The sequence below is a fragment of the Shinella sp. R2-11 genome, assembly GCF_055330205.1.
In genome coordinates this window covers 442,911-456,343 of record NZ_JBVAPC010000004.1, presented here as the reverse complement: position 1 = coordinate 456,343, position 13,433 = coordinate 442,911, and the positions used below count along the sequence as shown (strand labels likewise).

Annotated in this window: 11 protein-coding genes; 2 read left to right on the top strand and 9 right to left on the bottom strand. The window is 65.4% G+C overall.

Translation table 11 applies throughout. The features are described from left to right. Nucleotides 1–6: 6 nt before the first annotated feature. Nucleotides 7–1,002, top strand: a complete 996-nt coding sequence (locus ACZ1A1_RS14100) for a KpsF/GutQ family sugar-phosphate isomerase (RefSeq protein ID WP_463620400.1) — start codon at nt 7–9, stop codon at nt 1,000–1,002. A 5-nt stretch (nt 1,003–1,007) separates the two neighbouring features. Here the strand turns inward: ACZ1A1_RS14100 and ACZ1A1_RS14095 are convergent, their stop codons facing one another. From ACZ1A1_RS14095 to ACZ1A1_RS14055, 9 genes are all read right to left on the bottom strand, one after another. Next, nucleotides 1,008–1,466, bottom strand: a complete 459-nt coding sequence (locus tag ACZ1A1_RS14095; RefSeq protein WP_313196462.1) for an NfeD family protein — start codon at nt 1,464–1,466, stop codon at nt 1,008–1,010. A gap of 2 nt (nt 1,467–1,468) precedes the next feature. Beyond that, nucleotides 1,469–2,491, bottom strand: coding sequence for an SPFH domain-containing protein (locus ACZ1A1_RS14090; RefSeq protein WP_313196463.1), 1,023 nt, complete (start codon nt 2,489–2,491; stop codon nt 1,469–1,471). A 98-nt stretch (nt 2,492–2,589) separates the two neighbouring features. Then, nucleotides 2,590–3,618, bottom strand: coding sequence for a ferrochelatase (gene hemH / locus ACZ1A1_RS14085; protein WP_463620399.1), 1,029 nt, complete (start codon nt 3,616–3,618; stop codon nt 2,590–2,592). 127 nt (nt 3,619–3,745) lie between these two features. Then, nucleotides 3,746–5,698, bottom strand: coding sequence for a 5'-nucleotidase C-terminal domain-containing protein (locus tag ACZ1A1_RS14080; RefSeq protein WP_463620398.1), 1,953 nt, complete (start codon nt 5,696–5,698; stop codon nt 3,746–3,748). A 199-nt stretch (nt 5,699–5,897) separates the two neighbouring features. Then, the gene (omp10, locus tag ACZ1A1_RS14075; protein WP_415212561.1) at nt 5,898–6,269 is read right to left on the bottom strand and encodes an outer membrane lipoprotein Omp10; all 372 of its coding nucleotides are present in this window, start codon (nt 6,267–6,269) and stop codon (nt 5,898–5,900) included. A gap of 172 nt (nt 6,270–6,441) precedes the next feature. Beyond that, complete coding sequence (locus ACZ1A1_RS14070; protein WP_463620397.1) at nt 6,442–7,893, bottom strand: homospermidine synthase; 1,452 nt, start codon at nt 7,891–7,893, stop codon at nt 6,442–6,444. A gap of 151 nt (nt 7,894–8,044) precedes the next feature. Beyond that, a complete protein-coding gene (locus ACZ1A1_RS14065) occupies nt 8,045–8,665 on the bottom strand; it encodes an aminotransferase class IV family protein (protein WP_463620396.1) in 621 nt (206 codons plus the stop codon). After that, nucleotides 8,650–9,807 carry an aminodeoxychorismate synthase component I gene (locus ACZ1A1_RS14060; protein ID WP_463620395.1) on the bottom strand — a complete coding sequence of 386 codons (1,158 nt, stop codon included), beginning with the start codon at nt 9,805–9,807 and terminating at the stop codon, nt 8,650–8,652. The genes ACZ1A1_RS14065 and ACZ1A1_RS14060 overlap by 16 nt, the downstream gene beginning before the upstream one ends. An 18-nt stretch (nt 9,808–9,825) precedes the next feature. After that, nucleotides 9,826–11,679, bottom strand: a complete 1,854-nt coding sequence (locus tag ACZ1A1_RS14055; protein WP_463620394.1) for a M3 family oligoendopeptidase — start codon at nt 11,677–11,679, stop codon at nt 9,826–9,828. Nucleotides 11,680–11,844: 165 nt separating this feature from the next. Here ACZ1A1_RS14055 and ACZ1A1_RS14050 point away from each other — a divergent pair, with 165 nt between their 5' ends. Beyond that, a complete protein-coding gene (locus ACZ1A1_RS14050; protein ID WP_313196471.1) occupies nt 11,845–13,374 on the top strand; it encodes a sigma-54-dependent transcriptional regulator in 1,530 nt (509 codons plus the stop codon). Nucleotides 13,375–13,433: the final 59 nt, after the last annotated feature.

Genomic DNA, 13,433 nt, shown 5'->3' with positions numbered 1-13,433 from the left:
AGGGGCATGATCACGAGACAGGCAAAAGTTGACGGCGGGGGGGCCATTTCCTCCGCGATCCGGACCATCGAGACGGAGAAGGCGGGGCTCGTCGCCCTTTCCGCGGCGCTGCAGGGCGAGATGCACGAGGTCTTTCGCGCGGCGGTCGGGCTGATCGGCGGCATTGCCGGGCGGCTGATCGTCACCGGCATCGGCAAGTCCGGCCATATCGGCACGAAGCTCGCCGCGACACTCGCCTCGACCGGCACGCCGTCCTTCTTCGTCCATCCCGTCGAGGCCAACCATGGCGACCTCGGCATGATCGGCCGCGACGACGTGATCCTGGCGCTGTCCTGGAGCGGCGAGACCGCCGAGCTGCAGGGCATCGTTTCCTATTCCCGGCGCTTTGCCATTCCGCTGATCGCAATGACCTCCGGCGAGCGCTCGGCACTGGCGCGGGCGGCCGATATCGTGCTCCTGCTGCCGAAGGTCCAGGAGGCCTGTCCGCATGGCCTTGCGCCGACGACCTCGACGCTGATGCAGCTTGCGCTGGGCGATGCCATCGCCGTCGCTCTTTTGGAGGCGCGCGGCTTCACGGCGACGGATTTCAAGACCTTCCATCCCGGCGGCAAGCTCGGGGCGAGCCTTTCCCATGTCGGCGACATCATGCACAGCGGCGAGAACATGCCGCTCGTCGCGCTCGGCACCTCGATGCCGGATGCGGTGAACATGCTGGCGCAAAAGCGCTACGGCTGCGTCGGCGTGATCGACGGGGAGGGGACGCTGGTCGGCATCGTCACCGACGGCGATATCGCGCGCAACCTGTCGCGCAATCTCTCCGAGCTCACCGTCGACGAGGTGATGACGCGCAGCCCCAAGACCGTGAAGCCGGCGACGCTCGCGACGGCCGCGCTCGGCCTTCTCAACCAGCACAACATTTCCGCGCTGATCGTCACCGACGAGGCCTTCCGCCCCATCGGCATCGTGCATTTCCACGACCTGCTCAGGATCGGCGCCGCTTAAGGGTCTCAGACGGGCTCGACCGTGAGGTCGCGGCCATTGCTGGCCGTGACGCGCACGCGAGCGCCGACCGGCAGGTCCGGCCCCTGGACGCTCCACATCGTATCGTCGAGCCGGATGCGGCCGCGGCCCTCGGCGATCGGCTGTTCCAGCGTCGCCGTGCGGCCGACGAGGCTCTGGCCCCGCTGGTTGAGATTCGGCTGGTCGCTGGCCTCTCCGCTTCTGCTGACGATGCGCCGGCCGATCAGGGCCGAGACGAGCGACAGCACGGCGAAGACCAGCCATTGCACATGCCAGGACCAGAGGGCCTCGCCCCACAGGGCGAGGGAGAGGATGCCGGTGACGATGGCCGCAATGCCGATCCAGACGAGGAAGACGCCGGGCAGCAGCACTTCGAGTATCAGGAGAACGATCCCCAGCACCCACCAGGCCCATGGCCCGAGTTCGCCGATGATGCCCTGGATCATGCTCACGTTCCCTGCGGCGTGTCGAACGGATTACGGAAGGAGCCGGTGCCGGTGGTCGCCGGCGTGGACTGGCGTGTGCGCTGGGCGCCTGCCGCCGTCGCCGGGCCGTCGCCGAACACTTCCTTTGCGATGGCGCCGATGCCGCCGAGCGAGCCGACCAGCGAGGAGGCTTCCATCGGCATCAGCACGATCTTCGAGTTCGGCGCCTTGCCGATGGCCGCCATGGCCTCGGTGTATTTCTGCGCGACGAAGTAGTTGATCGCCTGCACGCTGCCGGCGGCGATGGCCTCCGAGACCACCCTGGTCGCCTTGGCTTCCGCTTCCGCGAGGCGTTCGCGGGCCTCGGCATCGCGGAAGGCGGCTTCGCGCAGGCCCTCGGCCTCCAGGATGGCGGACTGCTTGGCGCCCTCGGCGCGCAGGATCTGCGCATTGCGGGCGCCTTCGGCTTCCAGCACCTGCGCGCGCTTTTCGCGCTCGGCCTTCATCTGCCGGCCCATCGATTCGACGAGGTCCTTCGGCGGCGCGATGTCCTTGATCTCGACGCGGGTGATCTTGATGCCCCAGGGATTGGCGGCCTCGTCCACCACGCGAAGCAGCTTGTCGTTGATGACGTCGCGATTGGACAGGAGCTCGTCCAGATCCATCGAGCCCATGACCGAGCGGATGTTGGTCATGGTAAGGTTGAGGATCGCGTTTTCCAGATGGGCGACCTGATAGGCCGCCTGCGCGGCGTTGAGAATCTGGTAGAAGGCGACGCCGTCGGCCGAAACGCTGGCATTGTCGCGGGTGATGACCTCCTGCGTCGGGATGTCGAGCACCTGTTCCATGACGTTCATCTTCGCGCCGATGCGGTCGATGAAGGGGACGATCAGGTTGAGGCCGGGCTGCAGCGTGCGCGTATAGCGGCCGAAGCGTTCCACCGTGTACTGGTAGCCCTGCGGGATCGTCTTGATCCCGGCAAAGAGGATCAGGATGACCAGGACCACGAGGGCGACGACGACGATATCCAGTCCGGCAAACGGCATGTTCTTCTACTCCACGAAAGACGGTGCGGCGCGGTGCCACTGTAAGGTATACGTCCCGCGATGCCAGTCTATTTGGGCGGGAAGAGGAATTATCGCGCTCAGACCCAACCGGACAGCTCCCGGCGCACCACCTTTTCCAGGACGGCCATGCCTTCCGGGGAATCGTTCAGGCAGGGGATGTGCGAGAACTTCTCGCCGCCATTGTGCAGGAAGCTCTCGGCGGCCTGCTCGGCGATCTCCTCCAGCGTCTCGAGGCAGTCGGAAACGAAGCCCGGATTGAAGACGGCGATGCGCTTGATGCCCTCCCCGGCCAGCTTCTCGACGGTCTTGTCCGTATAGGGCTGGAGCCATTCCTCCGGGCCGAAGCGGGACTGGAAGGTGAGGACCAGCCTTTCCGCCGACCAGCCGAGGCGCTCGCGCAGCAGCCGCGCGGTCTTCTGGCACTGGCAGTAATAGGGGTCGCCCTTCTCGAAATAGCTTTTCGGAATGCCGTGGAAGGAGGCGAGCACCCGCTCCGGCTCCCAGTCGAGGCCGGCGATGTGCTTTTCGATGGAGACGGCGAGGGCGTTGATATAGGCGGGATCGTCATGATAGGGCGGCACGGTGCGCAGCGCCGGCTGCCAGCGCATCTTCAGCAGCGTCTCGAAGGCCTTGTCGTTGACGGTCGCCGTCGTCGCCGCCGCATATTGCGGATAGAGCGGGAAGACGAGGATGCGCTCGCAGCCTTCCTTCTGAAGATATTCCATGCGCGAGGCGATGGAAGGCTGGCCATAGCGCATCGCCCAGTCGACGATGACATTCGGGTGCTCGGCGAGCGACTTCGCCATCAGCTCGGCCTGGCTGCGGGTATAGGTGCGCAGGAAGCTCTCGTTCCGCTCCCTGTTCCAAATCGTCTCATAGGCCTTGCCGACCTTGCCGGGGCGGGTGTTGAGCACGATGCCGAAGAGGATGGGATACCAGGCGATCCTCGGCCATTCGATGACGCGCTTGTCGGTCAGGAACTCCTTCAGGTAGCGCCGCATCGAGGTGTAGTCGGTGCCGTCTGGCGTGCCGAGATTGACGAGCAGCACGCCGACCTTGCCATGCTTGACGGTCGGATGGTTGGCGGGCTTGGCGGCGATGTCCATCGTGGATCCTGTGCGTGCTGGTGTCGTTCTCATGCGCGGCGAAAGCCGGTTCGTTCAGAACGGTTCTAAAAAGAAATGCCGGCCCGGGAAAGCCCGGACCGGCGGAAATAGTGGAGACAAATTGTCCTTATTTGGCGGGAATCGAGAGCTCCCTGCCGATATGGAGCGCGCGCGGACGCGGATTGCCGTTGGCTTCGGCGATCCTGCGCCACAGCGTGCCATCGCCATAGGCTGCCTTGGCGAGGTCCCAGAGCGTGTCGCCGCGTGCGATGACGTGCCTGCCGCCCGCCGCGACGCTGCCTTCGGCCGCCGTGGCGGCTGCTTCGGATGCGGTCGTCGTCGCGGTGCCGGACCCGGTATCGCTGGTCGTCGCCGCGCCTTCCGTCGAGGTCGCGCCGCTGTCGGCGGGCGCTGCCGCCTCGCCAGCGGTGACCGGCTTCGTCTCGGTTCCGGTTGCGCCTTCCGCCATGCCGGTGGCGGCGGCTTCGGTGATGCGGCCGTCGGTATAGGGCTTGTAGGGGCGATGGGCGGAGAGGTAGTCGGCGACCACGAGCTCCAGGTTCGGGCCGAAGTCATAGGGGTTCACGGCGGCCTTCGCGAAGATGGCGTAGCCGTCCCCACCGGCACGCAGGTAGTTGTTGGAGGCGACGCCGTAGGTCTTGTCCGGGTCGAGCGGCACGAAGGCGCCGCCCTCCTTCACCTCGACCGAGACGACCCGGCTGCCGGCCGGCTTCGACTTGTCGAAGGCGTATTTCAGGCCGGAGACCTGCGGGAAGCGGCCCGCGCCTTCCTCGATCTGGCTGAGGCCGTTTTCGAGCGCGGCGACGAGGTCGGCGCCCTTGAGCTGGAAGGTCGCGACGGTGTTCTGGAAGGGCAGCACCGAGAGCACCTCGCCCATGGAGACCGGCCCGGCATCGATGGAGGAGCGCAGCCCCCCGCCATTGGTGATGGCGACGGTCATGCCCTGGTTCTTCGTGCGCTCGAGGATGGCGTCGGCCACGAGGTTGCCCATGGCGCATTCGGCGGCACGGCAGGTTTCGCGCGAACCGTCGATCGGCTCGGCGGTTTCCGCGACGATCTTGTTCTTCAGCTCATCGATGGGGCCGGACAGCTCCTTGATGCGGGCGAGGACGGCCTCGTCCGGCTTGATGGAGGCATCGATGAGGATCGGCTCGCCGGTCGCTTCCTTCACCACGCCGGCATCGTCGAAGACGACCTTCAGGTTGCCGAGATATTTCGAATAGGCGCCGGCCTGCACGACGGGCACCTTGTAGCCGCCGGGATTGTCGACCATCGTCGGGTAGGGGCCTTCCGCCTTGTCCGACGTGCTGGAAAGGAAGGTGTGGGAGTGGCCGCCGACCACGACGTCGACATCCGGGATCCTGGCGATGGCGGCGAGGTCGCGCGGATAGCCGACATGGGTGAGCGCGACGATCTTGTCGACGCCCTCCTTCTTCAACTCGGCGACGGCGGCGGTGATGTCGGCGACATCGTCGCCGATCAGCACGTTCGGACCGGGAGAGGAGAGTTCTTCCGTGTCGTTGGCGACCGCGCCGACGATGCCGATCTTCTGGCCGCCTTTGTCGAGGACGATGAAGGGCTTGATGCGGTCGCCGATCTTGGAGCTCGCGCCGGCCGCGACATTGGCGGTGACGATGGGGAACTGGACCTTGTCGAGGAAGGTGGCGAGGCCGTCTTCGCTGTCGTCGAATTCATGGTTGCCGACGGTCATGGCGTCGAACTTCATGAGGTTGAGGAACTCGGCTTCCGCCGCGCCCTTGTAGGTCGTGTAGAAGAGCGAGCCCTGGAAATTGTCGCCGGCATTGAGGAGCAGCACGTTCCTGCCGGAAAGCTTCTGACGCTCGGCGTCGATGGCGGCCTTGAGGCGCGCGACGCCGCCGAAGCACTCGCCCTTGCCTTCCTCCTCGGCCGAGCAGGTCGAATCGAACTTGTTGATCGCCTCGATGCGCGAATGCAGGTCGTTGATATGCAGGATGTTCAGCTCGTAATCGGCGAATGCCGCACCGCTGGAGAGCACAAAGAGGGAGGCGGCCAGAAGGCCGGATCGGATAAGCGTCATGGTCCTGTTCTCCTCGGTTGCCGCGCTCGATGGCGCGGAGGGCATGCCCGGCTTCCGGATAGGCCGGAAACATGACAGCCGGCCGGCGGATGTTTCCACCGGACGAAAGCAACTTCAAGTGAAAAGACGGTCCCCGCCGGCTACCCGGCCTGACACGAAAAAAGGGCCTTGCGGCCCTTTTGAGAAGCGAGGTGCCGGATCAGGTGCGGCGCGCGAGCGAGAACTGCGCCCCTTCGGCCGTGGTGCAGTTGAGCTGGTGCTGATTGACCAGCGCGCAATTGACCTTGGACTGCGTGTTGCGCACCAGCGAGGTCATGTTGATCTCGACCAGCGTCGGCGAGGTCTTGATATAGGTGCCGGAGGCGAGGAGCTGGTTCGTGTCGGTCGTGCGTGTCGTGAAGGTGCCGCTCGAGAAGGTCGAGACGATGCCGTTCGGATCGACCCAGGCGCCCTCGACGCCCTGCTGCATGGGCTGCTGGGCGACCGGAAGGCTGCGCGGCGCCGGTTCCGTCTGGCACGAAGCAAGCGCTGCGGCGGCGGCAAGCAGGCTGAGGGCTGCGATCGGCTTCATCTGGTTCTCCCAAAGTCTCGGCGGCGCGAAGCACCCGTCCGGTTCGCCAGAACATGCCGTGAAGAGAAGTCGAAAGCAAGACGCGCTGCCCGGCCGGCGGGCATTATCCCATTGAAAGCGAAGCGCCCGCGGGATTGCCGCGGGCGCTTTCCTGCAAAAATTGCGGGCCGGTTCAGCGAACGAGGATGTTCCTGAACTGCCACGGATCCTTCGTGTCGAGGTCTTCCGGGAAGAGGCCCGGGCGGCCGTCGAGCGGGGTCCAGTCGGTGTAGTGGCCTTCGACCGGGCCGAGATAGGGCATCTGTACTTCCAGGCAGCGCTTGTAGTCGACCTCGTCGGCTTCCACGATGCCGGCCTTCGGGTTCTCCAGCGCCCAGACCATGCCGGCGAGTACGGCGGAGGTCACCTGCAGGCCGGTCGCGTTCTGGTAGGGGGCGATGCGGCGGGTTTCCTCCAGCGACAGGCGCGAGCCGTACCAGTAGGCGTTCCTGTCGTGGCCATAGAGCAGCACGCCGAGCTCGTCGACGCCGTCGACCAGCTCGTTCTCGTCGAGGACGTGCAGGACCGGCTGCTGGTGGCCGCCATTGCCGAACATCTCGTGCAGCGACAGCACGGCGTCGTTGCAGGGGTGGTAGGCGTAGTGGCAGGTCGGGCGATAGGTGACGTCGCCGTCCTTGTCGCGGACCGTGAAGTAGTCGGCGATCGAGATGGATTCGTTATGGGTGACGAGGAAGCCGTATTGCGGACCGGGCGTCGGGCACCAGGAGCGCACGCGCGTATTGGCGCCGGGCTGCTCCAGATAGATGGCGGCCTTGCAACCCTTCTTCTGCTTCTTGGCGTTCTTCGGCATCCACTTCTCATGGGTGCCCCAGCCGAGCTCGGCGGGCTGCAGGCCTTCCGAAATGAAGCCTTCGACGGACCAGGTGTTCCAGAAAGTGTTGAAGGGCTTGGGGTTCTTGGTGCGCTGGGTGTCGCGCTCGGCGATGTGCACGCCCTTGACGCCGACCTTCTTCATCAGCTTGGCCCAGCCTTCGCGGTCGTCCTGCGCGGGCTCCTCGAACTTGACGTCGAGGTCCTTGGCAAGGTTCAGCAGCGCCTGCTTGACGAACCAGGAGACCATGCCGGGGTTCGCGCCGCAGGTGGAGATCGCCGTCGTGCCGCCGGGGTGCTTTTCCTTCTCCTTGCGCACGGTCTCGCGCAGGGCATAGTTCGTGCGGTCGGCGTTTTTCATGTTCTTGTCGAAATAGAAGCCGAGCCACGGCTCGACGACGGTGTCGATATAGAGCACGTCCAGCTTGCGGCAGAACTTGATGAGGTCGAGCGAGCCGGTGTCGACGGAGAGGTTGACGCAGAAGGCCTGGCCTTCGCCTTCCGTGAGGAGCGGCTTCAGCAGGTCCTTGTAGTTCTGGCGGGTGACATGCGCCTTGATGTGGCGGGCGCCGTGGCGGGCATAGATCTCGGCGTCGGCGGCGTCCTCGCGCGGCTCGATGACGATCAGCCGGTTCCGGTCGTACTTGAAGTGGCGCTCGATCAGCGGCAGCGTGCCGCGGCCGATGGAGCCGAAACCGATCATCACGATCGGGCCGGTGATTTCGCCATATACCGGATAGGTGCTGTCTGCCATTTGGGTCTCCTGCGGACGGCCGCTTTGCGCTGAAAATCAGGGGCTCGAAGGCCCCTTAGCATAATATGGCAGCGCTAGAGCACAGATTTCTGTCACAATAAAGGGCGGCCAAGTATTTCTGCGGCGATATGCTTAAGCCGCCGTCGTCGCCTCATGCGAGGACGCAGCGGATCAGGCCCCGCAGCGAATTGCCGGCGAGGATCGTGCCGCCGGCAAGGTCCTCCGGCCGCAGTACCGCCTCGATGGCCCTGCCGGTTTCCAGCAGTTCCTCGCGCAGCACGCCGGCGAGCAGGCCGCAGGCGAGCGGCGGCGTCTTCAGCGCGCCGGTGCCGTCGTCGAGGAACAGCGAGGTGATGGTGCCCTCGCAGAGTTCGCCGCGTTCGTTGAGGAGGATGACCTCGTCGGCGTCGGCCGCGGGGAATTCGGCGCGGGCCGCGGCGTAGAGGGCGCGGCGGGACGTCTTGTGGCGTAGCAGCGGATCGGTGGAGGAGAGGCGGGTGGTGGCGAGCTTCACGCGCCAGACCGTATCCGCCGCAAGGGGTGTGAAGGCGGCGGTCTGCACGTCGATCCGGCCGTCGGGGAAGAGTTCGAGGCGGATGCGGAGGGGCAGGGCAGAGGGGGGTAGCGCGGCGAACAGCGCATCCCTTGCTTTCTCCGCGCTCGGCAAGCCAAGCGCCTCCGCCGTCCGCGCCAATCGCGCCATATGCCGCTCCAGCCGCACGAAGCCGGTGCCGGGTTCCCAGCGCAGGGTCTCGATCAGCGAGATATCCATTGATCCCCCACGGCGAAGCGCGCCTTCAGCAGGCATTCCTCATATTCCGCCTCGGCGGTGGAATCGAAGACGATGCCGCCGCCGACATTGAAGACGGCGTTGCCGTCGTCGAAGAGCGAGATGGTGCGGATGGCGACGTTGAAGCGCATGGTGCCGTCCGGGGCGATCATGCCGATGGCGCCGCAATAGGCGTCGCGCGGGCCGTCCTCCAGGTCGTGCAGGATCTCCATGGCGCGCATCTTCGGTGCGCCGGTGATCGAGCCGCAGGGGAAGAGGGCGGCGAAGATGTCGCGGAGGGAGGTCCCGGGTGTGAGCTTCGCCCGGACGTGGCTCACCATCTGGTGCACGGTCGGGTAGGTCTCGACGGCGAAGAGTTTCGGCACATGAAGCGTGCCGACCTCGGTGATGCGCGAGATGTCGTTACGCAAGAGGTCGACGATCATTCGGTTTTCCGCCTGCGTCTTCGGATCGGCCTGCATGGCGGCGATGATGCGCTCGTCCTCGGCCGCATTGCTCCCACGCGGCGCCGTGCCCTTCATCGGATGCGTCTCGATCCAGCCGTCTTGGTCTATATCGAAGAAGAGTTCCGGCGAACGGGAAAGCAGTTTCGGACCGTCGAGCGAGACGAAGGCGCCGTAGCGCACCGGCTGGCGCTCGATCAGCGACCAGAAGGCGGCGAGCGGGTCGCCGTTCCAGCGGGCGCGGATCGGCATGGTGAGGTTCGCCTGGTAGCAGTCGCCCTGCCGCAGGTGCTGGTGCAGGCGGTCGAAGCGGCTGCGATAGGTGTCGAAACTCCAGTCGGCTTTCGGCTCGGTGAGGAAGGGTTCGTTCTCGACCCGCTGGCGGGGGCTTGCGAGCGGGTGACCCTCCGCCGGCTTCTCGAAGATGCCGAAGCTCATCAGCGGTGTCGGGCGGTTTTCCACCGCGAGCGGGGCCAGCTTTTCCTCGAAGAGATGGCCGGCCTCGTAGCTCATGAAGCCGGCGATCCAGTGGCCTTTCTCATGGGCCGCTTGCAGGGCCGCGAAGGCCGGCTCGAAGCCGGCGCGCTCGCGCACGGTGACGACCGCGATCGGATCGGCGAAAACCACCGTCCGGTCCTCACGGTCGTCCCTGAGGAGCACAAAGCGTTCGCGGTCTGTCATGCGGGCTTCCGGCTTCTTTTAAGATGACGCCTTATCAAGCGCTTCCAGTTCGTCGATCAGCCCCTCGATCATCGACAGTCCCTTGCTCCAGAACGACGGATCGCTCGCATTGAGGCCGAAGGGCTTGAGGAGTTCGGTGTGATGCTTGGTGCCGCCGGCCTTGAGGAGGTCGAAATACTTCGCCTGGAAGCCGGTCTCGGCCTGTTGGTAGACGGCATAGAGCGAGTTCACCAGGCAGTCGCCGAAGGCATAGGCATAGACGTAGAAGGGCGAATGGATGAAGTGGGGGATATAGGCCCAGTAGGTCTCGTAGCCCTCGGAAATGCGGATCGCCGGGCCGAGGCTTTCGCCCTGTACGGAGAGCCAGAGTTCGCCGATCTGGTCGCTCGTCAGTTCGCCTTCCTTGCGGGCGGTGTGCACCTTGCGCTCGAATTCGTAGAAGGCGATCTGGCGCACGACCGTGTTGATCATGTCCTCCACCTTCTGGGCGAGCATCGCCTTGCGCTCGCGCTTGTCCTTCGTCTTGTCGAGCAGGCTGCGGAAGGTCAGCATCTCGCCGAAGACGGAGGCGGTCTCGGCGAGCGTCAGGGGCGTTGCGGCCATCAGCGCGCCCTGGCCGCCGGCCAGAACCTGGTGCACGCCATGGCCGAGTTCGTGGGCGAGCGTCATCACGTCGCGCGGCTTGCCCATGTAGTTGACCAGTACGTAAGGGTGGGCGGACGGCACGGTCGGATGGGCGAAGGCGCCCGGGGCCTTGCCGGGACGCACCGGCGCGTCGATCCAGCCCTTGTCGAAGAAGTCCTTGGCGATAGCGGCCATTTCCGGCGCGAAAGCGCTGTAGGCGGAGAGCACGGTGTCGCGCGCCTCGCTCCACGGGATCGTCGCATCGGGTGTCTCGGGAAGGGGCGCATTGCGGTCCCAGTAATTCATCTGCTCCATTCCGAGCCACTTCGCCTTCATCGCATAGTAGCGGTGGGAGAGGCGTGGATACGCTTCGCGCACGGCTTCCGCCAGCGCGGCAACGACCTCCGGCTCGACGCGGTTGGCAAGGTGCCGGCTGTCGGCGATGTCGGCAAAGCCGCGCCAGCGGTCGGCGATTTCCTTGTCCTTGGCGAGCGTGTTGGTGATCAGCGTGAAGGTGCGGATATTGTCCTTGAAGGTCTTCGCCAGCGCTTCGGCCGCCTTGCGGCGCGCCTCGCCATCGGGCGACTGGAGCTGGTTGAGGGCGATTTCCAGCGGTACTTCCTCGCCGTCGATCGTATAGCGCAACGAGGCCATCGTCTCGTCGAAGAGGCGGTTCCAGGCGGCAGCGCCCGTCATCGACTTTTCGAGGAAGAGCTGTTCGGTCCTGTCGTCGAGCTGGTAGGGCTTGTCCTTGCGCAGGTCCTCGATCCAGGGGCGGTAATGGGCGGCAAGCGCGTCGTTCGTCAGCGCCGCCTCGATGCGCTCGTCTTCTATCCTGTTGAGTTCAAGGGAGAAAAACAGAAGATGCGCGCCGAGATCGGTGAGCTTGGCCTGCACGTCGCCGTAGAACTTGCCGTTCGCCGGCTCGGTCGTGTTGGTGAAATAGGTAAGGCCCGCAAAGGAGATGAGGCGGCCCATCACGTCTTCCAGCGCCTCGAATTCGCGGACGGCCGCGCCGATGCCCTCGTCGCCCGTCTTTTCCGTCGCGGCGTCGAGCTTGCCCTTCCACTTCGCCTCGAAGGCGAGCGCGCCCGCCTCGGCCTTCTGCATGTCGGCCTTGAATTCGGGCGAGGCCGGCGCGGGGTAGAGGTCGGTAAGGTTCCAGCCGGGCAGATCGCCCAGCTCGGCGCCGGCTGCGGCCTCCGCGGTCGCGAAATCGATCCGGGGTTCAAGGAAAGTGCGGGTCATCGGTATCTCTCTTCCTGATGGGCAGGGCGGGTTCCTTGCTTGCGTCGGCGTTGGTTAAAATGCAAGCCTTTCTCAAAACGGCATGTTCAACCCTTTCTGCCATGGTCCGCTGGTATCCAGTTCCCCAGGGCGTGCATGACGCGCGCCTTCGGCAAGGAGGTTCCAGTGACGGCCCATATTCTTGTCATCGATGACGATCCTGTCCAGCGCAGGCTTCTGAAGAACATGATCGAGCGCTCCGGTCATATCTGCCATATGGCGGAAAACGGCCGCGCGGGCCTCGATCTGCTCGATCGCAAGGGCGGTCTGATCAACGTGATCCTGCTCGACCTGATGATGCCCGAAATGAACGGTTCGGCCTTCCTCGACGCGCTCGCCGAGCGCGAGAACACCATTCCGGTGATCGTGCAGACGGGGCAGGGCGGCATCGAGACGGTGGTCTCGGCCATGCGCGCCGGCGCCTTCGATTTCGTCGTCAAGCCGGTCTCGCCGGAGCGGCTGAACGTCGCCGTCGGCAATGCGCTGAAGGTCGACCAGCGGGAAGGGCGCGGGCGCGCCGGGCGGCGCGGCCGCTCCGAGGCCGTGCAGTTCGACGATATCGTCTCGGCGAGCTCCGAGATGCTGCGCGTGATCGAGCTCGGCCGCCGCGCGGCGCAGTCCAACATTCCCGTGGTGCTGGAAGGCGAGTCGGGCGTCGGCAAGGAAATGGTGGCGCGCGCCATCCAGGCGGGAAGCGACCGGGCGCACAAGCCCTTCGTCACCGTCAATTGCGGCGCCATCCCGCACAATCTGGTCGAGAGCATCCTCTTCGGCCACGAGAAGGGCGCCTTCACCGGCGCGACGGAGCGCCATACCGGCAAGTTCATGGAGGCCGACGGCGGCACGCTGTTCCTCGACGAGATCGGCGACCTGCCGCTCGAGGTGCAGGTGAAGCTGCTGCGCGCCGTGCAGCAGGGCGAGATCGAGACGATCGGCGCGCGCTTCCCGCAGAAGGTCAATGTCCGCCTCATCTCGGCGACCAACCGCGACCTCATCAACGAGGTGCGCGAGGGCCGTTTCCGCGAGGACCTCTACTACCGCCTCAACGTCTTCCCGATCACCATTCCAGCGCTGCGCCGGCGCAAGGAGGACATCCCGGTTCTCGTGCGCGCCTTCGTGCAGCGCTTCGCCGGGGAGCAGAAGCTCGCCCGCCCGCTCGCCGTCTCGGCCGGCGCGCTGGCGCTGCTGACGGCCTATGACTGGCCGGGCAATATCCGCCAGCTCGAAAACGCCATCTTCCGGGCCGTAGTGCTCTCCGAAGGGGCGGAGCTGACGGCCTCCGACTTCCCGCAGATCGCCGCGCAGGTGCCGGGCTACGGCCTTGCCGAAAGCGGTGCCGCGACCTGGGACACGACGGCCTTCCGCGCGCCGGAGCCGTCGGCCGAGAGCCATCTGCCGAGCGTCTATCCGGACTTCCGCCCCAACGAATCAGTCGATGCCGGCGTGCCGGACAATGCGATTTCGAGCGTCGACAAGGGCGGCCATGTGCGCAAGCTGGCCGATGTGGAGGAGGAACTGATCCGTTTCGCCCTGAAATTCTATCATGGCCAGATGAGCCAGGTTGCCCGCAAATTGGGCATCGGCCGCTCGACTCTCTACCGCAAATTGAAGGATTACGGGATCGACCCCGACGATCCGATGAAGGAAGCTGCGTAAAACCCCTTGGAATCCCGGCCACTTGGGATTTCTCGATTGCCGTTTATTCCCTGTTAGTG